Origin of the sequence: Parasphingorhabdus sp. (genome assembly GCF_048269915.1) — a bacterium.
Classification (GTDB): Bacteria; Pseudomonadota; Alphaproteobacteria; order Sphingomonadales; family Sphingomonadaceae; genus Parasphingorhabdus.
Genome location: NZ_JBLWTY010000003.1, coordinates 552,469 through 570,076, shown reverse-complemented (window position 1 = coordinate 570,076; position 17,608 = coordinate 552,469). Strand labels below are relative to the sequence as shown.

Genomic DNA, 17,608 nt, shown 5'->3' with positions numbered 1-17,608 from the left:
TGTCCGGCAGCACTGAGCGAAAGAGGGAAAGTTATTTGTGACTGCAATTCCAACCGCCCAAGCCATGCTGGCAGCTGCCGGTTTGCCCGATGATCTGGCGGCCGGCACCTTGCCCGGTTTGACCGCTGCTCTGTCCGCGCTGGAACACGAGAGCGCACTCTCTGAAGATGGTCGGGTGCGGGCGCTTGCCCAATTTGAGGATAATCTGGCGCGGCTGGCAGCAATAGCAGCCGACAGGAAGGCGCATCCCGAAATTGCGGAGGTGGTCATTGACCGTCCGGTCTTCATTCTGGGCCTGCCCCGCTGTGGCACCTCCATTCTCCATGCGCTCATCGGAGCGGATCCGCAGGTTCGCACGCCATTGCAATGGGAGGTTGCCGCGCCGTCGCCACCGCCCGAGGCCGACAGTTTTGACAGCGACCCGCGGGCGGATGGATTTGATGCCTATGTTGCAGAGAATTTTACCGGTGCGTGGGCGGACGTGCTGAAAGCACATCCTATTGGCGCGCGCATCCCGCAGGAATGCGGCATGATTTTGGAGACCGCGTTTCAGGGCATTAATCCGACCATGCTATTCCGCCTGCCGGCCTATTATAATTGGTATCGCGGTGCCGACACGAGCTTCGGCTATCAGGTCCACAAGATGTGGCTACAGCATCTGGCATGGAAGAACCCGCGCAAGCGCTGGGTGTTGAAAGTGCAGGAACATGCCTTTCACCTGCCGGAGCTTCTTTCGGTCTATCCAGACGCCATTCTGGTGCAGCCGCATCGTGATCCGGTGACGGTGATGGCCTCGATCTCCAGGCTGATCGAGGTTATCCGCTGCGTTAGTTTCTCGCAGATTGATCGCGCCGCCCTGGGACAGGAACTGCTTCACTTGTGGCACGACGGTCAGGTGGCATCGATGGCATGGCGAAAGGCAAATCCGCAGATGCAGGTGCATGATCTGCGGTTCAAGGATATCGTCACCGATCCGGTGGCAGCGGTGCGCAGCATCTATGCTCATGCCGATATGGAGTTTACGCCGGAAACCGAGCGTGCGGTGCAGGGCTGGTGGGATGCAAATCCGGCCGACAAGCATGGCCAGCATAAATATGAGCTGGCCGATTATGGTCTGACCCGGGAACAGGTGGAAAGCGTCTACGCCGACTATATAGCCAGTTACCGGAAATATCTGTGAATAGCTGGGCAGACCGTATCGCCCGCTTTGGTGATACGTCCAAATTGCTGGCGCTGCTCGCCAACCCCGATGATCCGCAAGCGGCGGCTGAGGCGGAGCGCCTGTTCTGGATGACGCTCGCCTCGGGTTGGTTCACCGCTTTTGCCGATCCGGATCTGCCCGACTTCGTACCCGCGGTGAACACCCATCTCAATTGTATCGGGACCAATCCCGATTTCATTTACGGCACAGCCTCGATCGACGGCAGCGGTTCCTATCTGTTGACCGGAGAACGGGGTGACGGGCTGTTTCTTCTGATGGACGTGACGGCTGGCGGGCTGGGCGTAACGGACGAACTGGGGCCGTCGCTCGGCACGCTGGATTTTGACACGCTGTCGCTGGATGACGAAGGGCGGTTCTCGCTGCTGCTCAGCGCCGAAAAACCTGCAGACTGGACGGGAGATTGGCGCCGGCTTGATCCCGCCACTCGCTCGCTTTCGCTGCGGCAGGCCAGTTACGATTGGGGCAAGGGCAGGGAGGCCCGCATAGCAATCGAACGGACCGACAAGGCGCACAGGCCGCGCTATTGGTCCGAAGAGCAAATTGCCGAAAGACTGACGGCGCTCGCCGCCTATCCAGCGCGGCTTTCAGCCATGGCAATGGGGTTTATCAAGGCGCAGCGGGACAAGGGCCTGTGGAACGCGCTGGAACATGATGACTGGGCCGGTAAGGGTGGGGTCCAGGGACAGCATTATTATCAGGGCCTTTTCCGGCTGGAACCGGGGCAGGTGCTGCTGCTGGAAACCGGGCTGCCCGACACGGTGCGCTACTGGAATGTCCAGCTATCGGATATGCTGTGGAACAGCATCGACTGGATGAATCGCCAATCGAGCCTGAACGGTGGCCAGGCCCATATTGATGCCGATGGCAAATTTCGTGCGGTCATTGCGCGGGAGGACCCGGGGGTGCCGAACTGGCTCGACACCGGCGGCAATAGCGAAGGTGCAATCATGCTGCGCTGGAACGAAGCGAGCAGCGGACCGGTACCCGTCCTGCGGCTGATTGATCAGGCCGAATTGCATGCGCATTTGCCCGGGGATATGCCGAAGGTCAGTCCTGAATTGCGCGACGAACAACTTCGGGCAAGGCGGCGCGCTGTGCAATATCGGCGTCGCTGGTAGATCGGTGGTTCAGCATCCGGGGCGGCTTTCCTTTTGTGCGCTTCGGCCGAATTCCTGCCACCAGGCCATCAGTTCCTGAATCGTCGGTTCAAGCGCCTTGGTAGCGTCCGTCATGCTATATTCCACGCGGGGAGGGACTTCGGCATAAACAGTGCGTGTTACCAAGCCGTCAGCCTCGAGTTCGCGCAGCTGCTTGGTTAGCATGTGCTGCGTTACCCCGTCGATCGTCCGCAGCAATTCGCCGAATCGATGGGTTCGGTGATACAGGAGCCACAGAATCTCCAGTTTCCACTTTCCGGAAATCAGCGTCAGAGCCTTGCGCAAGTCTGCATATTCCTCGGGCGGAACATCGCGGTTTTTCTCAATAGTCATCTTTTCCATACTTACCCTTTGAAATTCATACTACTTGTTAGAAATCATCCAAAGGGATAGTCAATGGCCTCGATAGACCCGGAGAGTGCGATTGATCTGTTTGATCGTTCATGGACTCCGGAGATCACTGGATTTCAGACGGAGAAACGCGATGCAGATGGAATTTCCTGAACCGACCATTCCGGACCATGTTCCCCCGTCACTGGTTCGGCCTTTTCCCTATGTGTTCGGGACGACGACGCCGGAAGACCCGTTTGGCGATTGGGCCTCCGCCGTCCATGAAGGGCCGGATATTTTCTATGCTCCCCATGCCTATCCGGGTGGCACACCGTCCTGGATTGTGAGACGGATGGAGGACCTGCGGAAAATCTATATGGATACCGACACTTTTTCCAGCAAGGATTTCTCCCCGTTTGCCAAGCTGGTCGGCGAGAGCTGGACCAACCTTCCCGTCGAGATCGATCCGCCGGACCATGCAAAATATCGCGCCTTCATCAATCCGCTGTTCACACCCAAGGCGATGGCAAAGCTGGAAGACAAGATACGCGGCTACGCGGTGGAATATATCGAAAACTTTCGCGAACGCGGCTCCTGCGAATTCATGGCTGACTTTGCCTTCGAATTTCCGATCAAGGTATTCCTCGAACTGATGGATTTTCCGTTGAGCAACACCAAGCAGTTCCTGGAGTGGGAATATGGTCTGCTGCACGAAATGGACATGTGGAAAATTGCGGACGCGACCCGCAATGTTGTCGGTTTCCTGCGCGAGCAGATCGAGGACAGGCGCAAAAATCCGCGCGATGACATTATCAGCTATGCGCTGAATGTTGAAGTCGAGGGACGCAAGCTGAATGAAGACGAACTGGTCGGCTTCACCTTCAACCTGTTCATCGGGGGACTGGATACTGTGTCCACCAACATGGGGCATCAGTTCCTTCATCTGGCCCGCAATCCGCAGGACCAGCAGCTGCTAAAAGACGATCCGAAACAAATTCCGCACGCCATCGACGAAATGATGCGGGCCTATGCCGCGGTCACAACCTTTCGCACCTGCACGAAAGAAACCGAATTTGGCGGAGTACGGATGATGCCCGGCGACAAGGTGGCGATGTCCACCACATTGGCAGGCCGTGATCCTGCGGAATTTCCGGAGCCTCAGCAAATCCGGTTCGATCGCAAGCCCCGGCATGTTTCTTTTGGTTTCGGCCCGCATATGTGTGTCGGCATGCACCTCGCAAAACGCGAAATGCGGATTGCCATTGAGGAATTCACCAGCCGAATTCCGCAATTTGGCGTGAAGCCGGATCACCAGATCGAATATCATCTGGGAATGATCCAGCCGGTCACGCTGCCGCTGGTCTGGTAGCATATAGACACGCGGTGCCTGTTGACGGGTTGCACCGGATGTTGCGGCGCAGTTGGAGAAATGGACATGAATGAGGGTGAATTTTCCGGCAAGGTTGTTCTGGTGACCGGCGCAGCCTCCGGTCTCGGTCGGGCAGCAAGCATGCGCTTTGCCTCCGAAGGCGCGAAACTGTGTCTGGTTGACCTGAACAGCGAAGGCGTGTCCGAAACTGCGGCTCGCATCACAGAAATGGGCGGAGAGGCAGTCGCCTATTCGGAAGATCTCGGAGATCCGGCCGGTTGCGCGAAAGTGGTCGCCCGTGCCGTCACGGCTTTCGGACAACTGCACATATTGTGCAATATCGCAGGTATCCTGCGGTTCCATGCGCTGGCTGATGTGACACCGGAGGACTGGAACAGACTATTTTCGGCAAATGTCACTGCCGCCTTTTTCATGACCCAGGCGGCGATGCCGCATCTGATCAAGAGCAAGGGCAATGTCGTCAATGTCGTGTCGACGGCGGCATTTTCGGGGCAGGCCTATACCGCGCCTTATGCAGCAACCAAGGCGGCACTGCTCAGCCTGACAAAATCTCTGGCCATGGAGTTCATGCATGAACCGGTGCGCATCAATGCGCTCGCGCCCGGCGGGATGATGACGGAAATGGTGCAGAATCTGGAGTTTCCCGCGGAGGCCGATCAAAGTCTGATCGCCCGCTACATCGGTATTCGTCCGCCGTCGCAGCCGGAAGATATCGTCGAACCGCTGTTGTTCCTGTCCTCCGATCGCGCCCGTTCGGTGCACGGGGCCTGCTATAATGCCGACAACGGAATTACCGCCGGCTGACGCAACCGGGTGCTGGTCTCAGGCCGCGCCGAGCTTGTCCGTTCCGCCGGTCAGCACCTTGTCCCCCATGCGCAGCCGCGCCTGTTCTTCGGCGGCCAGGCCACCGGACGTCGGGTTCTGGACGGCATCCTTTGTGAGCCTGTCGGTCAGATGCTCCCAATGGGTCACGCGGAGAGAGTGCCGATCGACACAGGGTGCATCGGCCAGCAGGGGCAAGTCCTGCCATGCCTGCCACGCATCGGCGTCATTGACCTTGTATATGCCGACATATTCATGGGACGGGGTTGTCGGGATCATCTGACCATAAGTTCGAAACATCGCAAATCCCGCCGATTGCACGCCGGGGCGTTTTGCTGCCCGGGGCAAGTAACTGTCGGCATACCATTCGCGAAAAGCCTGTTCCTGCCCCGGTGCGGCGTTTATCTGCTCCAACAGGACCCCGCCACTATGAGGGCTGGACGGATCATTGTCGCGAAAGGCCAGAGGATAATAATGATAATCCTCCAGCACGCTGTCATCAATGGCATCGGTAACCATCATCCGGCTGGTCAGCGCATTGTCCCAATGCTCGCGGGAAAAGCGCTCGGCATCGAAAACATCATATAGCGCCAGACATTGCCAATCAAATGCTTCGGGCAGCGCCATCGGCTGACCGGCGCTGCGGCTGAAACGCTGTGCGGCGATCGATCCGCGAAAACGCAAGGCATCCCGGATGTGGATGTTGGTGTACCAGTCGTCGAGATCCTGTTCACGGCCGGGATGCGCCTTGGTGAGAACGACCAGAACCGCTTCGATCATGATTTTTGTCCAGTTGCGGGCGTGAAGGGGATATGGGGAGAGCCCATTGTATCGCGGTAAGAAACCGGCTGTTTGCCATCCAGATCGACAATCCCGTAGCGCTCGCCCAGTTCGGCGCCGATCAGCGCCTGTCCGCTCATCTCCATCAACTTGTCGTCCCGGTACAGGGCATCCAGTACCAGGCCGGTAAATTCGGGTGTTTCCCATTGCGGCAACATCGCGCGCAGGTCGTCCGGGATCATCTCCGGCGGCAGTGCCTTTACCGCATCGGTCAGGATGAAACCCGGCCAATAGGAAATCGCGGCGACACCGTGAGGGGCAAGATCGACCGCCATGTCTGCCATCATCTTGTCGGTTCCGGCCTTGGCCGCGCCATAGGCCGGGCCGTGGAAATAGGATATGGCGCCATAAAAGGATATGCTGGCAATCAGCCCCTTGCCCGCTGCCACCATCATGGGCGCAGCATGCCAGGCAGCGACATAGTTGGAACGGAGACCCACATCGATCATTTCGGCGAGCCGAAGCGGCTTTTCCCAGAAGGGGCCCGGCGCCACGAGGTCTTCGCCATATACCGCAGCGGCATTGTTGACGAGAATGTCTATCCCGCCGAGATCCCGTTTCACTTGTGCAAAGGCAGCTTCCACTTGCGCGTCATCCCTGTGGTCGCAGACGATTGCCAGCGCTTTGCCACCCTGCGCCTCAATTTCTGCACAGGCGCCATCCAGCGCTTCGGGATCTCGTCCCGTCACGCCGACGGTTGCTCCTTTTGATGCCAATCCGCGCGCGATACCCCTGCCAAGTCCCCGGGTCGCACCTGTTACAACAGCCACGTAGCTCATGATGTCATGTCCTCATTTTCCATTTGATGCTGGCAGTGCATAGGCGATCAGCTTGTCGCTATAGCCGGAAAGGATGCCGCCATGACCGCCCGCAGCGATCACCACAAATTGCCGCCCGGACTTTTCCGACCAATAGGTCATCGGGGTGGCATTGCCACCGGCAGGCAGTCGACCCTTCCACAATTCCTCGCCCGTCCTGATGTCATAGGCACGGATCATATGTTCCTGGGTCGCACCGATGAATGCCAGTCCTGATCCCGTAATCACCGCGCCCCCGATATTGGGAACACCCATCGGGATCGGCAGCCCGGTGCTGAGCAGCAGGGGGCCGCTATCCCGGGCGGTTCCAAACGGTTTTTGCCACAACAGCTTGCCGCTGTTGAGATCCACCGCGCTTACCAGACCATAGGGCGGCTCGGTGCACGGCGCGACCAGCGGCGATAGAAATGGCGCGACCGATGCAGCATAGGGGGTGCCGGCCTGTGCAACCGGCCCGGCAACATTTTCGAAACTCGGTTTGGCCACCGGTTTCAGCCCCATTGAATCCGCTTCCTTTCTGGGAATCAACTTGTTGTAGTTGATGACATGGCTTGAATTGACAAAGGCGATCCGGCTGTCGGGATCGACCGCGATGCTACCCCAGTTGTTGCCGCCCAAAGTTCCCGGCCACATGATTGAAGGGCGGCCGTCTTCGAGTGGTGTCATAGTACCGTCGAAGCGCGCTTGCTTGAACTTCAGGCGACACCAGGCCTGATCGAGCATGGCAACGCCCCACATAGTCTTTTCACTGGGACGCGGGCCAGCAAAGTTCGGCAAACCGACCGAAAATGGCTGGGTTGGCGAGGACAGGGCGCCTTCGACCTTGCTGACCGGAACCGGGCGTTCGACAACCTCTGCAATCGGCTTGCCGGTACGCCGGTCAAGCATGAACAGCTCGCCGCGCTTGGTCGGCTGAAGCAGCGCAGGACGGCCGTCCGCCAGGTCGAGCAAGACCGGTTGTGCCGGAACATCATAATCCCAGACATCATGATGCGTGGTCTGGAAGCTCCACCTCGGCCGGCCCGTTTCCGCATCGAGCGCGACCACGCTGCTGGAATATTTTTCCATCTCGGCGGTCCGGTGCGTGCCGGTATAATCAGGGGTTGCATTGCCCATGGGCACATAGACGAGACCGAGTTGCTCGTCCGCGCTCATCACGCTCCAGCTATTGGGGGTTCCCGGCGTGTAGGTTTCTCCGGGACCCGGTTCGCCCAACCGGTCGGGTTGCCCCATGTCCCATGCCCAGGCGAGATTTCCGGTAATGGCATCGAAGGCGCGGATCACGCCCGACGGTTCACCCACTGTCTGGCCATCGGTCACCCAGCCACCGATCATGAGCTTGCCAGCGATAATCGTGGGAGGGGAAGACACGTGATAATAGCCCTTGGGCGCGTCGCTCATGCCTTTCAGCAGGTCGACAATGCCCGCCTTGCCGAAATCCGCGCAAGGCTTGCCATCGGCAGCATCGACCGCGATCAGGCGGCTATCGATGGTGGCGGTATAAATTCGTTCCGAGCAGCGAGCTCCGGCAGATTCTTCCGGTACGCGATAATAGCTCACACCGCGGCAGGTCTGTCCAAAAATGCCGGTCGTATCAGCATTCGCGACATAGCGCCAAATCTGCGCGCCGGTTTCGGCATCGAGCGCGACAATGTCATTATAGCCGGTGCAAAAATAAAGCTTTTCGCCAATTTTGAGAGGTGTTGCCTGAAAGGGAGCTGGCTCGCCATTCGGTTCTTTACCCAGCGAATAGGTCCAGCTTTCAGTCAATGCGCCGACATTGGCCGGCGTTATCTGGGCCAGAGGAGAATAGCGGCGTCCTGCCTGCAAATTGCCGTAATGGTGCCATTCGCCCTCGCGGGCTTCTGTCGGTGCTACTGTGGTCAAGGCCAGATCCGTGCCGCCTGTGATGCGGTCATTCCAGAATATCCAGCTGGTACCGCCGATCAGGCCAATGAAAAACACGCCCAGAAGCGAAACAGTGATTGCCGAGTGCGGCTTTGCCCCGAGCGAGCGCCGGACCCACGGGGTCAGCAACCACACAGCTATGCCGGTCAGCAGGCCGAGTCGCCCGAGCAGCGGCCAAAAAGACAGGCCCGATTCCCACAGCGACCACAAGAGGGTTATCGCCCACAACAGGCCGAACAGTTTCAGCGCTTTCGCCGATTGTTTCCAGAGAAGCCATGCGGTTGCTGCCAGCGCAAGTCCTGCCAGCAGATAATAAGGGGAACCGCCCGCCAACAGCAACTGCCAGCCAAGCCACATGAGACCCAGTCCAAGCAGCAGAAGCAGCAGGGCAAGCAACCGATTGAGAATTTTCATGGGCTATTATGTCCGTAGTTGGAGTTTTCAGGGAACAAGCAGGCTGGGGCCTCCGAACAGGGCACGGCCGATCATTGCCGGGCCAATATTGACGACAAAGAAGGTGACCTGAAAAACCAGAATCATACTCCACAAGCGGGTCCATTCCCGCCGCCAACCGGTTGGACTGGAAGCGACCCCGGCGCGTTGTTCGTGGGCCATCAAGCCATCCTGGTCACGGTCCGCGAGAATGCCAACAAACCAGCCCGCCCAAAGCCCGATGAGCAACGGGAAGATCAGCGGCAAGCGGCCATTTTCGCTCTCCAGGGCAGGGCCCACGACCGAATCATACGTCCACCAGCCATTGGCGACAGAGCTGCCTTCGACATAGAGTTGATAGGCGAGAAACAGGGGAAATGCGGTCAGCATCGCCAGAACCCGGACCGAGCGTGCCGGGAATTTCCGCTTGAGCCAGAGCACGAGCGACGTGAGCAGCGGTATCGAAATGGCAAACCACCAGCCCCAGCTGAACGGAATGAACAGCGGTTTGACCGGCGTGGTAAAGGCCATCTCGCCCCAGAAAGGAAGGCGGGCAAAGGTCGGGTTCCAGGCCACATAAGCCCCCCAATCGCCAAAAAACTCTTGCCAGAATCCGCTGGTCGCGGCAATCAGCACAAGGCCAAACAGGGGCAATCGCCTGTCTTTCACCGTCCACACAAAAGTTAGCGCCAGGAGCGCTCCCCATATCCAGAAGCTGCCGGTTTCCATCATCCATGGATTGACCGGTTCACCCATGGTCCTGGTGGCGATATCCTGGGCGCTCATGCTGTTTGCGCCTTGATATAGTCGGGAAGATTGTGGTTATAGCATTTCTTCTCGTAAAGACTGGAAATGCGCCAGCCATCGGGTGTCCGCCGGAATTTGTGGATGTACCAGAGGCCAAAGAAGATCGTCTGGGGTTCGCCATTGTCACCCGGAACAACCATGGGATTGTGACAGACCGTGCGCGTTTCGCACGCATCTTCATCGAATATATATTGCGTTGTCATCACGGCGTGTTGCACCATTGGGATCGGGTCAAGGCTGGTCCGCAGAAACTCCTTGATCTCGCCAAGCGAACCTTTCACCCCGACCATCTCGCTATAGTCGATCACGGCATCCTTGGTAAAATATTGATCGAGTGCGTCGAAATCCTTGTCATCCACCGCATAGCAGTAACCCGCCAGCAAATCCTGAATCTCAAATCGATCTGACATTTCCTGCAACGAAAGCGTCATTGTTTTCCCCCTTCTCCAATCCCCATTATTGACTCACACCTAATTGGTTCGATGCAAATAGTTCCTTCCCATTGGTAGGTTGCACCGGAGGATACTGACGGGAAAAGGACTGCCAATCAGAGGCCGTTCCAAGTGATGGAATCCGGTCGCTTTCAAACCCGATATCGCCTGGTGCGATATCCAAATGGAGATTATATATGGCCGGACGTATCCCACCCTTTACCGTTGAAGATTTTAAGCTTTCGCCTGAAAAACGTGCGGAAATCTGTGATGGCCTGACCGAACGCCAAACGTTCATGGTCAATCAGTGGATGGACCTGCACGACAAGCTCAATGTCGGCGACTGGTCGGGTTTTGATGAATTCATGGATACGGAGAAGATGACCTATGACAATCCGAACCGCCCTGACCTGGGAACGTTCGAGGAATGGAATACGTCCCCCCGCGCGCTTTACGACACCTTCCCGCCCAGCCTGTACCGGACACTGAAAGCCTGGGGCAAAGGCGATGACGAAATCTGTGTTCTGTGTCACCATCATGGCAAGCACACCGGCGGTCCTTACATGGGTGTACAGCCAACCGGCAATCAGCTGGACGTGCTGTGGTTCAGCTGGATCAAATTCGACGGTGACAAGATCGTCCATATCTATTCGATATCCGACGTGCTTTCCATGCTCATCGATCTGGAAGTGATGGAAACTCCTCAGCCGGTCGATCCTTATAAATAGGATTGTTCAAACATTGTGATCGGGAAAGGGGGGCTAGTGGCACCCCTTTTTTTGACTTACAGGCTGAACCCCCCATCGACGATCACCGTCTGTCCGGTGATATATCGCGCTCGGTCAGAGGCCAGAAAGGCAATGGCTTCCGCTATTTCCTCTCCGGTTCCGAAGCGGCGGAGAGCGATGCTCTTTTTCTGGCTTTCCCATATATCGGGCGAATAGAGGGTCTCGAGAAAATGGCTTCCCAGTCCTGCGTCAATAATGCCCGGCGCGACCATGTTGGCACGAATGCCGAACTTGCCTTCCTCTTTCGCAATGGCGCGGCCAAGCGCTTCCATCCCGGCCTTGGGCACGGATGACAGGGCATCGCCCGGAGGGAATGTATAGTTGGCGACGGAAACGACGATCACGAAATTCCCGAATTTCTGCTCCCTGAAAACCGGAAGCGTTGCGGCGATCACACGGGTCAGGCCGATCAATTCGGTTTCAATGACCTCGCGCCATTGCTGCTCGCTGATTCTGCTCACAAATGGCTGTTCAATCGCGACGCCTGACGCGAATATCAGTGTGCCAATATCCCCGAAATGGGCCCGCGCCTGCGCGATGGACGCCGTGATAGAGGAAGCATCGGCGAGATCGCAATGGACGGGCATGCCTTCGCAGGAATCTGGCAATTCGGCGGCTATCGCCTTTGCCTTGTCAGCGTTCGAACGATAGCCAATCGCAACGCCATCCCAATCATGCGCCAGTGCGCAACAGGCCGCATGACCCAGCCCGCCAGTAGCGCCAACAACAAACGCGGCCTTGCGAGTCATGACAAGTTCCTTTCCGGCGTACGTTCAAGCACATCCAGCAACTGCGCCGCAAATTCATCATTGCGATCGGCCGTGAACATATGGCCGGCACCGGGTGCTGTCACCACTTCAATTTGGGGCGCCAATTGCTGGAATCTTGCAACGCCCTCGTCGGTCAGCAGATGGCTGAGTTCCGCGCGGACCAGAACGGCGGGCGACTGCAGGCGTGCGGCCGCCGTCAGAATGGCTTCACCCTCGCTTGGCGGATGGAGGAATTCCCGCTTGCCAGTGGCCGGATCCCAGTGCCAGTGCCAGCGGCCGGTATCATCTTGCCGCATGGCTCGCGCCAGTTTTCCGGCGTCAGCCATGCGTGGTTGATGGAGATTCCGGGCGAGCGATTCTGCTGCATCTTCCAGCGAAGCAAAGCCGGATTCCCCTTGTTCAAAAAAAGCGCGGATGCCGTCGACACCGTCGTCGCGCATCAGCGGGGCGACATCGGCGAGCATGATCAGCCGGACCCGGTCGGGATGGCGTGAACCACCCACCAGCGCGGCTTGCCCACCGCGCGATGCGCCGACCAAGGTGACCGGTCGTTCAAATTGATAGAGCAGCCGCTCCACATCTCGACCGAAAGCATCCAGAAGATAGTCACCATCGGCAGCCCAGTCGCTTTCGCCATGGCCGCGCAGATCAAAGCTGATGCCGTAGTAACCTGCTTCCGCCACCTTCCTTGCCGAACCCAACCAGGCGTTGCGACTTTGACCGCCGCCATGAAAGAAAAGGACGGGTGGAGCAGCCGGGTCGCCATAGGCGCTTCCGGCAAGCTCAAGCCCGTCCCCTTGCAAGCGGATTTTGGTCGGCGACAAATTACGCCGCTTTGATGGGCGCTACTTCCGCATGGCTGGGGTGCTCGCCCGGCCCCTTATAAGCGAATTTGTTCGGCGCATGATGCCATTTGCCATCGTTGTGACTTTCATAGGGCGAAGCAACTTCGATCAGGCAACCATGCGTGCTTTTTGCACCGACCCAGCTCCATTTCTGCCAGGTCATGTCGGGGTCATTAAAAGTTTCACCATCACCGGGCAAGTCAATGCCTTCTGCTTTCAACTTGGCCATGGCCGCTGGAACATCATCGGTGGAGAAACACAAGTGATGGACATGTTCGCCAACCTTGTCGAGACGACGACCCATGGGGGTTCCCGGAGCGGGCTGAATAAACTGTATTTCAGTCGAATATTCATTGACGAAGGTCGCCCATTTCATGCCGGCATCATCGCCACTGGAAAATTCGTCATATTTGACGATCCGCTTTTCCAGACTCTGGGGATCGAGCACGCGCAGAATCTTTGTCCAGTCTTCAATGGCTTTATCAAGATCGCGCACGACCATGCACACATGTGCAAAAGGACCACTAGGCATAATTAAACTCCTCTAGATTATATTATCACGGTTGCCGTGCCGGCATTCACTGTTCCGCGTCCGTCGACGTCGAGTGTGAATTCGCACGAAATTTTATTGTCTTCAATCGCCGTAATCTTGCCCGATGCGACGACCTTGTCTCCGCCATAGACATTGTCAAGAAAGCGGGAGTCCATCGTCTCGATCCGGCATCCGGGGAAGGCCGCCATCAGCATATTCATCATATAGGCCACATTGGCCGGCCCCTGGTTGATCACCTTGTCGCCAAGCCCCTTTGCCTTCACGACCTCCACATCCAGATGGATCGGATTGGGGTCGGCGAGAAATACGGCCCATTTTTTCATGGCATCGGGACTGACGCTTTCGATAACGAACGCCGGCAGTTCGTCTCCAACATTGTGACTCATGCGGCCAGCTCCTTGCGCGGGAGAACCCAGACATTGTCGGTCTCCAATATGCAACTGCCATCCGCTTCCTTGTGGAGGCGCAGGCGATAGGTGAGGACGTCCATCACACCCAGTTTTCGGCTCTGCTTGCGGACCAGGCTGAGTATCTCGCCGGTGACCTTGTAGCTTTGCCCGACCATCAGCGGCTCTGAGAATTTGACGCCGGACGAGCCCATCATCGGCCCATCATCCACATCAAATTCGCAGGTTTCACAGACACCGGCGACGGTCTTGCCCATCGCAACCTGGGTTGCGATATAATAATATATCGGATGTGCGCTGCCGTCGCTGGCCGGTTCAACGCCGGTCGAACGGCACAAAGCAGCATTCTCATCGGCACTGATCGTGAATATCTTCCTGCCATCAAGCGATGTGCCGGCGACATCAGGGGCAGGGGGGAAATCGGGTTCGCTCATCAGAAAGACCTCGGCAGACCAAGATTTTCCGCAATGCTGTTGCGGACCATCTCGTTGGAAATGGGAGTCATGCGAAGAATGCGGTGATCGCGCCAGTAGCGCTGCATGTCGGTTTCGGCGGAATAGCCCATTCCGCCCAATATCTGAATGCCAAGATCCGCCGCTTCCACCGCGCGTTCGGTTGCCACCATCTTGAGCATGTTCGCCTCATTGCCGCATGGCATGCCCTGCGCCTGCATCCAGGCGACATTGTAGAGCAATAATTCCACAAGCTTCTGGGACGTAGCGATATCGGCAACATAATGCTGGAGAATCTGGAATTCTCCAATGATTTTCCCGAACGCCTTGCGCTGCTTCATATAATCGAGCGCATCTTCCAGAACGCCATCAATCGCACCAAGGCACTGCGCACCGACCATGATGCGCTCATTGTTGAGGCTCGGCAGCATTGCGCTCCACGCCTTGTGCGGTTCGCCCAAAACATCTTCATCGGGAACGAAAACATCATCATAGGTAACGGAACAGCTGCCCATAGCGCGCATACCCAGTTTGGGGAGCAGCGTAGCGGTAATTCCGGGCGATTTGGCATCGACAAAAAATGCTGTCAGGCCATGATGCTTTTTCTCGGCATTGCGGTCCGATCGACAGAGAACCAGCAACCGGTCAGCGGCGCGGGCCGCCGTTGTCCACATTTTTGCCCCGTTGATCTTCCAGCCGCCATCGACCTTGTCGGCATAGGTCTTCATCGCGCCCAGCACATCCGTACCGCCATCGGGTTCGGTCATCGAGAGGGAAACACGCAAGTCCCCAGCCGCCATTTGAGGCAGCCATTTTTGGCGCTGCTCTTCGGTACCCGCCGTTGCCAGCGTCTTGGCACCGCCAAAGGAAGTGAGACCCCAGACCCAGAGCAAGCCGCCCGCGGTCCGCGCCATTTCCCGCGCGAAAATCATCTGCATGACAACGTCGCCGCCCAGTCCGGCATATTCTTCCGGGATGCCAATGCCGAAAAAGCCCTGTTCCTTGAGCTTGTCCCAGATTTCATAGGGGTAATTTTCTTCGTCGGCCTCGAGCCTGCGCATCAGGTCCTTGGGAAGCTCGGCATCAACCCAGCGGTGTACTGTATCGCGGAAAGCGACCTGTTCTTCTGTCAGATTAAAGTCCATATTTGATCCTTGCGGGCTCGGTGGTGATCGGCAACCTATCGAACGTAAGGTTCAGATCGCCAGGCCACCTTCCACGGGAATGACGGAGCCGGTAACATAGGCCCCCGCACGGCTTGCCAGATAGATGGCAGCTCCGGCCATGTCTTCGGGTGTGCCGGTGCGACCACGCGGCACCATGCCCTCTACCATCTTGCGCATATTATCGTCGGTTATGACCGTCATGTCGCTTTCAAAAAATCCGGGAGCAATGGCGTTGACCGTGATATGAGCAGGTCCCAGTTTCTTCGCAATCGACTTGGTGAGCCAGTGGATGGCACCTTTGGATGCCTGATAGCTGTACACTTCGCGCGGGCCGATTTTCAGGGCACCGACCGATCCGATATTGATCACATTCGACGGGCGCTCTGCGCTGGCCCCGGCCCGCAGGAGCGGGAGCAGCTTTTGCATCAGGAAAAAGGGTGTCTTGAGATTGAGATCGATCACATCGTCCCACTCATTTTCGCTGAATCTATCAATCGGAGCATCTGTTAGCGTGCCCGCATTATTGACCAGAATATGCAGCGCCGATTCTCGCTTTTCGATTTCGGCAACCAGCGCATCAATGCCATTCGTGGTAGCAACATCCGCTGCCAGTCCGATGACGTCGCCGTCCATCTCGGCAGCGGCTGCGGCAATTTTTTCAGCCCCCCGTGCACAGATATAGACGCGTGCACCGGCAGCTGCGAGACCGGTTGCAATCATCCGGCCGATGCCAGCGCTACCGCCGGTAACCAGGGCCACGCGGCCTTTGACGGAAAACAGGTTTGCGATATCCATCAGCCGACAATCTTTGCAATGATATCGCACACACCTTCGGGGTCTCCGACATTGAACGCATGGTCACCCGGATGATCATGAACCGGCCAACCCAATGCGCGCGCGCGGTCATGCATGGCTGTCATGATGGTATTTTTTGCAGCAATATAGTCGACCGGATGCTTGATGCTCTCCGCGCCGACAGGAATGAGGCAGCATGTCGCGCGCATCGGCTGATCGGACAGGTGATCGAGCAGCCATTGTTCACGATCCCGGTCCATCATATGCGGATGTTCCTTGGCCATGGCTCGCTGCTGTTCATGGACGCCGGAACCAATAGGCCCTTCACCCGCATCGAGCATCGCGTCCAGTCCGGCCATTTCTTCCTCACTCGCAAAACCGAGCAGGGAAGCAATCCGTTCGCCTGCATGAGGGATGATCGCATCCAGATAGATGACCCGGCGGATACGGTCCCCGGCTTGCGCCAGCACACCCGGAGCAACGGTGCCGGCATAGCTGTGCGCCACGAGAATGACATCCGTCAAATCTTCATAATGCAGCACGTTGACGATATCTGTCACATGCGTTTCATTGCCGACATCGCGGCCAATCAGGTGCACCCGTTCGCCAAAACCGGTGAACGTCGGGGTAAAAACTTTATGGCCTTTGGCTTCCAGGATTTCGCGCATGAATTTCCATGTCCATCCGCCCATGCCGCCGCCGTGCATCAAAAGATATGTAGCCATTATTCGGGTGCTCCCGGTTCAAGGTTGGAGACGAGTTCTGGCGGCACGTCCGGGCCCCAGAGGTAGAAGCTGTCTTCCGGCGCATGCTGGGCCGAAGGCCATTCACAATCCGCGGGAATATAATCGATATCCGCCGAGAATTCAGCATAGCTGCCCCATGGATCGCGGGCGTAATAGAAATAGTTCCCGCCCAGAACGTGACGCCCTACGCCCCAGCCTTCTTTGTATCCCGCACGGAACATTTGTGCGGAGCCGAGGCCGACTTCCTGAATCGATCCGACATCCCAGCTGCTATGGTGCATGCCGCGATGGGTAGAGCCGACCAGCGCCAGCAGATGATGATCGCTGCCATGGGGGCCGTGCAGGAATGCGACAACCGGACCGCTGCCATCGGAAAGGCGCAGCCCGAGCATATTCTCATACCATGCCGTCGCCGCAATCACATCGGTGGTATAAATGGCAAAGTGCGAAAGATTGCGCGGTTGCGTTTTGGGAGCGGCAGAATTCAGGATCGCCCCCGATGTGCCAGGTGCTGACGAGATTGTTTCGAACCTGGTCTTTGCATCCGGCGAACATTTTTCTGCCACGCGAATGTTGATCGGCAGGCCGTCAAAGCCTTCAATCCATATGCCTCCCGCAGGTGCGCCGGGCAAGGCGTCAATATTGACAGCGCCTTCCGATTCGAGATGAGCGAGCAAGGCGGCTTCGTCTTCGGCATAAATGCCGAAGCTCAAATATCGCAACTGCTTGACCGGTCCCTGCACGATCCGTCCCCAGCATTGCGGATGGCCAACGGTGAACAGTTCCAGTCCCTCACCGGAATTCCGGACGTCGAGACCGAATGCGTCATAAAAGGACCGAGCTTCATCCAGGTCCGGCACCTGCAGACCAAAATGGTCTATGGAATGAGCGCCCAAAGCGCCCGCTCTTTTTGCTGTCATGTCACTTTC

Annotated in this window: 20 protein-coding genes; 5 read left to right on the top strand and 15 right to left on the bottom strand. The window is 57.5% G+C overall.

What is annotated here, in order from left to right:
• Positions 1 to 37 precede the first annotated feature (37 nt).
• Together ACN0WX_RS11245 and ACN0WX_RS11240 are read left to right on the top strand one after the other, a co-directional pair.
• On the top strand, positions 38 to 1,180 hold the full coding sequence (locus ACN0WX_RS11245; protein WP_417622404.1) for a sulfotransferase family protein: 1,143 nt from the start codon (positions 38 to 40) through the stop codon (positions 1,178 to 1,180).
• Entirely contained in the window at positions 1,177 to 2,340 is a 1,164-nt protein-coding gene (locus tag ACN0WX_RS11240) for a DUF1214 domain-containing protein (RefSeq protein ID WP_417622403.1), read from the top strand. Before ACN0WX_RS11245 ends, ACN0WX_RS11240 begins: the two co-directional genes overlap by 4 nt.
• A 9-nt stretch (positions 2,341 to 2,349) precedes the next feature.
• Here the strand turns inward: ACN0WX_RS11240 and ACN0WX_RS11235 are convergent, their stop codons facing one another.
• Positions 2,350 to 2,721, bottom strand: coding sequence for a winged helix-turn-helix transcriptional regulator (locus tag ACN0WX_RS11235; protein ID WP_417622402.1), 372 nt, complete (start codon positions 2,719 to 2,721; stop codon positions 2,350 to 2,352).
• A gap of 142 nt (positions 2,722 to 2,863) precedes the next feature.
• Between ACN0WX_RS11235 and ACN0WX_RS11230 the strand changes: the two genes are divergently transcribed.
• Both ACN0WX_RS11230 and ACN0WX_RS11225 read left to right on the top strand, forming a co-directional pair.
• A complete protein-coding gene (locus tag ACN0WX_RS11230) occupies positions 2,864 to 4,078 on the top strand; it encodes a cytochrome P450 (RefSeq protein ID WP_417622401.1) in 1,215 nt (404 codons plus the stop codon).
• Between the two features lie 66 nt (positions 4,079 to 4,144).
• Positions 4,145 to 4,903 (top strand): SDR family NAD(P)-dependent oxidoreductase, encoded by a 759-nt coding sequence (locus tag ACN0WX_RS11225; protein WP_417622400.1) that lies wholly within the window; start codon positions 4,145 to 4,147, stop codon positions 4,901 to 4,903.
• Positions 4,904 to 4,921: 18 nt separating this feature from the next.
• Here the strand turns inward: ACN0WX_RS11225 and ACN0WX_RS11220 are convergent, their stop codons facing one another.
• The 5 genes from ACN0WX_RS11220 to ACN0WX_RS11200 are packed head-to-tail and all read right to left on the bottom strand — an operon-like array spanning position 4,922 to position 10,136.
• Entirely contained in the window at positions 4,922 to 5,701 is a 780-nt protein-coding gene (locus ACN0WX_RS11220) for a hypothetical protein (RefSeq protein WP_417622399.1), read from the bottom strand.
• Positions 5,698 to 6,540, bottom strand: a complete 843-nt coding sequence (locus tag ACN0WX_RS11215; RefSeq protein WP_417622398.1) for an SDR family NAD(P)-dependent oxidoreductase — start codon at positions 6,538 to 6,540, stop codon at positions 5,698 to 5,700. The genes ACN0WX_RS11220 and ACN0WX_RS11215 overlap by 4 nt, the downstream gene beginning before the upstream one ends.
• Positions 6,541 to 6,552: 12 nt before the next feature.
• Positions 6,553 to 8,901 (bottom strand): membrane-bound PQQ-dependent dehydrogenase, glucose/quinate/shikimate family, encoded by a 2,349-nt coding sequence (locus ACN0WX_RS11210; protein ID WP_417622397.1) that lies wholly within the window; start codon positions 8,899 to 8,901, stop codon positions 6,553 to 6,555.
• 27 nt (positions 8,902 to 8,928) lie between these two features.
• Entirely contained in the window at positions 8,929 to 9,705 is a 777-nt protein-coding gene (locus ACN0WX_RS11205) for a hypothetical protein (RefSeq protein WP_417622396.1), read from the bottom strand.
• The gene (locus tag ACN0WX_RS11200) at positions 9,702 to 10,136 is read right to left on the bottom strand and encodes a nuclear transport factor 2 family protein (protein ID WP_417622395.1); all 435 of its coding nucleotides are present in this window, start codon (positions 10,134 to 10,136) and stop codon (positions 9,702 to 9,704) included. Before ACN0WX_RS11200 ends, ACN0WX_RS11205 begins: the two co-directional genes overlap by 4 nt.
• A gap of 218 nt (positions 10,137 to 10,354) precedes the next feature.
• Here ACN0WX_RS11200 and ACN0WX_RS11195 point away from each other — a divergent pair, with 218 nt between their 5' ends.
• Complete coding sequence (locus ACN0WX_RS11195) at positions 10,355 to 10,885, top strand: ester cyclase (protein WP_417622394.1); 531 nt, start codon at positions 10,355 to 10,357, stop codon at positions 10,883 to 10,885.
• 56 nt (positions 10,886 to 10,941) lie between these two features.
• On the opposite strand, the gene ACN0WX_RS11190 is transcribed toward ACN0WX_RS11195, so the two are convergent.
• Genes ACN0WX_RS11190 through ACN0WX_RS11150 form a run of 9 tightly spaced genes read right to left on the bottom strand, consistent with a single transcriptional unit; the run spans position 10,942 to position 17,599 of the window.
• On the bottom strand, positions 10,942 to 11,694 hold the full coding sequence (locus ACN0WX_RS11190) for an SDR family NAD(P)-dependent oxidoreductase (protein ID WP_417622393.1): 753 nt from the start codon (positions 11,692 to 11,694) through the stop codon (positions 10,942 to 10,944).
• Complete coding sequence (locus ACN0WX_RS11185) at positions 11,691 to 12,539, bottom strand: alpha/beta fold hydrolase (protein WP_417622392.1); 849 nt, start codon at positions 12,537 to 12,539, stop codon at positions 11,691 to 11,693. Before ACN0WX_RS11185 ends, ACN0WX_RS11190 begins: the two co-directional genes overlap by 4 nt.
• A gap of 1 nt (position 12,540) precedes the next feature.
• Entirely contained in the window at positions 12,541 to 13,092 is a 552-nt protein-coding gene (locus ACN0WX_RS11180) for a VOC family protein (RefSeq protein WP_417622391.1), read from the bottom strand.
• Between the two features lie 17 nt (positions 13,093 to 13,109).
• Entirely contained in the window at positions 13,110 to 13,499 is a 390-nt protein-coding gene (locus ACN0WX_RS11175) for a MaoC family dehydratase (RefSeq protein ID WP_417622390.1), read from the bottom strand.
• Complete coding sequence (locus tag ACN0WX_RS11170; protein WP_417622389.1) at positions 13,496 to 13,954, bottom strand: hypothetical protein; 459 nt, start codon at positions 13,952 to 13,954, stop codon at positions 13,496 to 13,498. The genes ACN0WX_RS11175 and ACN0WX_RS11170 overlap by 4 nt, the downstream gene beginning before the upstream one ends.
• Complete coding sequence (locus ACN0WX_RS11165) at positions 13,954 to 15,117, bottom strand: acyl-CoA dehydrogenase family protein (RefSeq protein WP_417622388.1); 1,164 nt, start codon at positions 15,115 to 15,117, stop codon at positions 13,954 to 13,956. The genes ACN0WX_RS11170 and ACN0WX_RS11165 overlap by 1 nt, the downstream gene beginning before the upstream one ends.
• 51 nt (positions 15,118 to 15,168) lie before the next feature.
• On the bottom strand, positions 15,169 to 15,933 hold the full coding sequence (locus ACN0WX_RS11160; RefSeq protein ID WP_417622387.1) for an SDR family oxidoreductase: 765 nt from the start codon (positions 15,931 to 15,933) through the stop codon (positions 15,169 to 15,171).
• Positions 15,933 to 16,658, bottom strand: coding sequence for an alpha/beta fold hydrolase (locus tag ACN0WX_RS11155; protein WP_417622386.1), 726 nt, complete (start codon positions 16,656 to 16,658; stop codon positions 15,933 to 15,935). Before ACN0WX_RS11155 ends, ACN0WX_RS11160 begins: the two co-directional genes overlap by 1 nt.
• Positions 16,658 to 17,599, bottom strand: coding sequence for a VOC family protein (locus ACN0WX_RS11150; RefSeq protein WP_417622385.1), 942 nt, complete (start codon positions 17,597 to 17,599; stop codon positions 16,658 to 16,660). The genes ACN0WX_RS11155 and ACN0WX_RS11150 overlap by 1 nt, the downstream gene beginning before the upstream one ends.
• Positions 17,600 to 17,608 lie beyond the last annotated feature (9 nt).

Bases quoted from the DNA above. Each gene is read 5' to 3' on its own strand.
- ACN0WX_RS11235 (WP_417622402.1), bottom strand. From the start codon at position 2,721: ATGGAAAAGATGACTATTGAGAAAAACCGCGATGTTCCGCCCGAGGAA.
- ACN0WX_RS11230 (WP_417622401.1), top strand. From the start codon at position 2,864: ATGCAGATGGAATTTCCTGAACCGACCATTCCGGACCATGTTCCCCCG.
- ACN0WX_RS11225 (WP_417622400.1), top strand. From the start codon at position 4,145: ATGAATGAGGGTGAATTTTCCGGCAAGGTTGTTCTGGTGACCGGCGCA.
- ACN0WX_RS11220 (WP_417622399.1), bottom strand. From the start codon at position 5,701: ATGATCGAAGCGGTTCTGGTCGTTCTCACCAAGGCGCATCCCGGCCGT.
- ACN0WX_RS11215 (WP_417622398.1), bottom strand. From the start codon at position 6,540: ATGAGCTACGTGGCTGTTGTAACAGGTGCGACCCGGGGACTTGGCAGG.
- ACN0WX_RS11210 (WP_417622397.1), bottom strand. From the start codon at position 8,901: ATGAAAATTCTCAATCGGTTGCTTGCCCTGCTGCTTCTGCTGCTTGGA.
- ACN0WX_RS11205 (WP_417622396.1), bottom strand. From the start codon at position 9,705: ATGAGCGCCCAGGATATCGCCACCAGGACCATGGGTGAACCGGTCAAT.
- ACN0WX_RS11200 (WP_417622395.1), bottom strand. From the start codon at position 10,136: ATGTCAGATCGATTTGAGATTCAGGATTTGCTGGCGGGTTACTGCTAT.
- ACN0WX_RS11195 (WP_417622394.1), top strand. From the start codon at position 10,355: ATGGCCGGACGTATCCCACCCTTTACCGTTGAAGATTTTAAGCTTTCG.
- ACN0WX_RS11190 (WP_417622393.1), bottom strand. From the start codon at position 11,694: ATGACTCGCAAGGCCGCGTTTGTTGTTGGCGCTACTGGCGGGCTGGGT.
- ACN0WX_RS11180 (WP_417622391.1), bottom strand. From the start codon at position 13,092: ATGCCTAGTGGTCCTTTTGCACATGTGTGCATGGTCGTGCGCGATCTT.
- ACN0WX_RS11175 (WP_417622390.1), bottom strand. From the start codon at position 13,499: ATGAGTCACAATGTTGGAGACGAACTGCCGGCGTTCGTTATCGAAAGC.
- ACN0WX_RS11170 (WP_417622389.1), bottom strand. From the start codon at position 13,954: ATGAGCGAACCCGATTTCCCCCCTGCCCCTGATGTCGCCGGCACATCG.
- ACN0WX_RS11165 (WP_417622388.1), bottom strand. From the start codon at position 15,117: ATGGACTTTAATCTGACAGAAGAACAGGTCGCTTTCCGCGATACAGTA.
- ACN0WX_RS11160 (WP_417622387.1), bottom strand. From the start codon at position 15,933: ATGGATATCGCAAACCTGTTTTCCGTCAAAGGCCGCGTGGCCCTGGTT.
- ACN0WX_RS11155 (WP_417622386.1), bottom strand. From the start codon at position 16,658: ATGGCTACATATCTTTTGATGCACGGCGGCGGCATGGGCGGATGGACA.
- ACN0WX_RS11150 (WP_417622385.1), bottom strand. From the start codon at position 17,599: ATGACAGCAAAAAGAGCGGGCGCTTTGGGCGCTCATTCCATAGACCAT.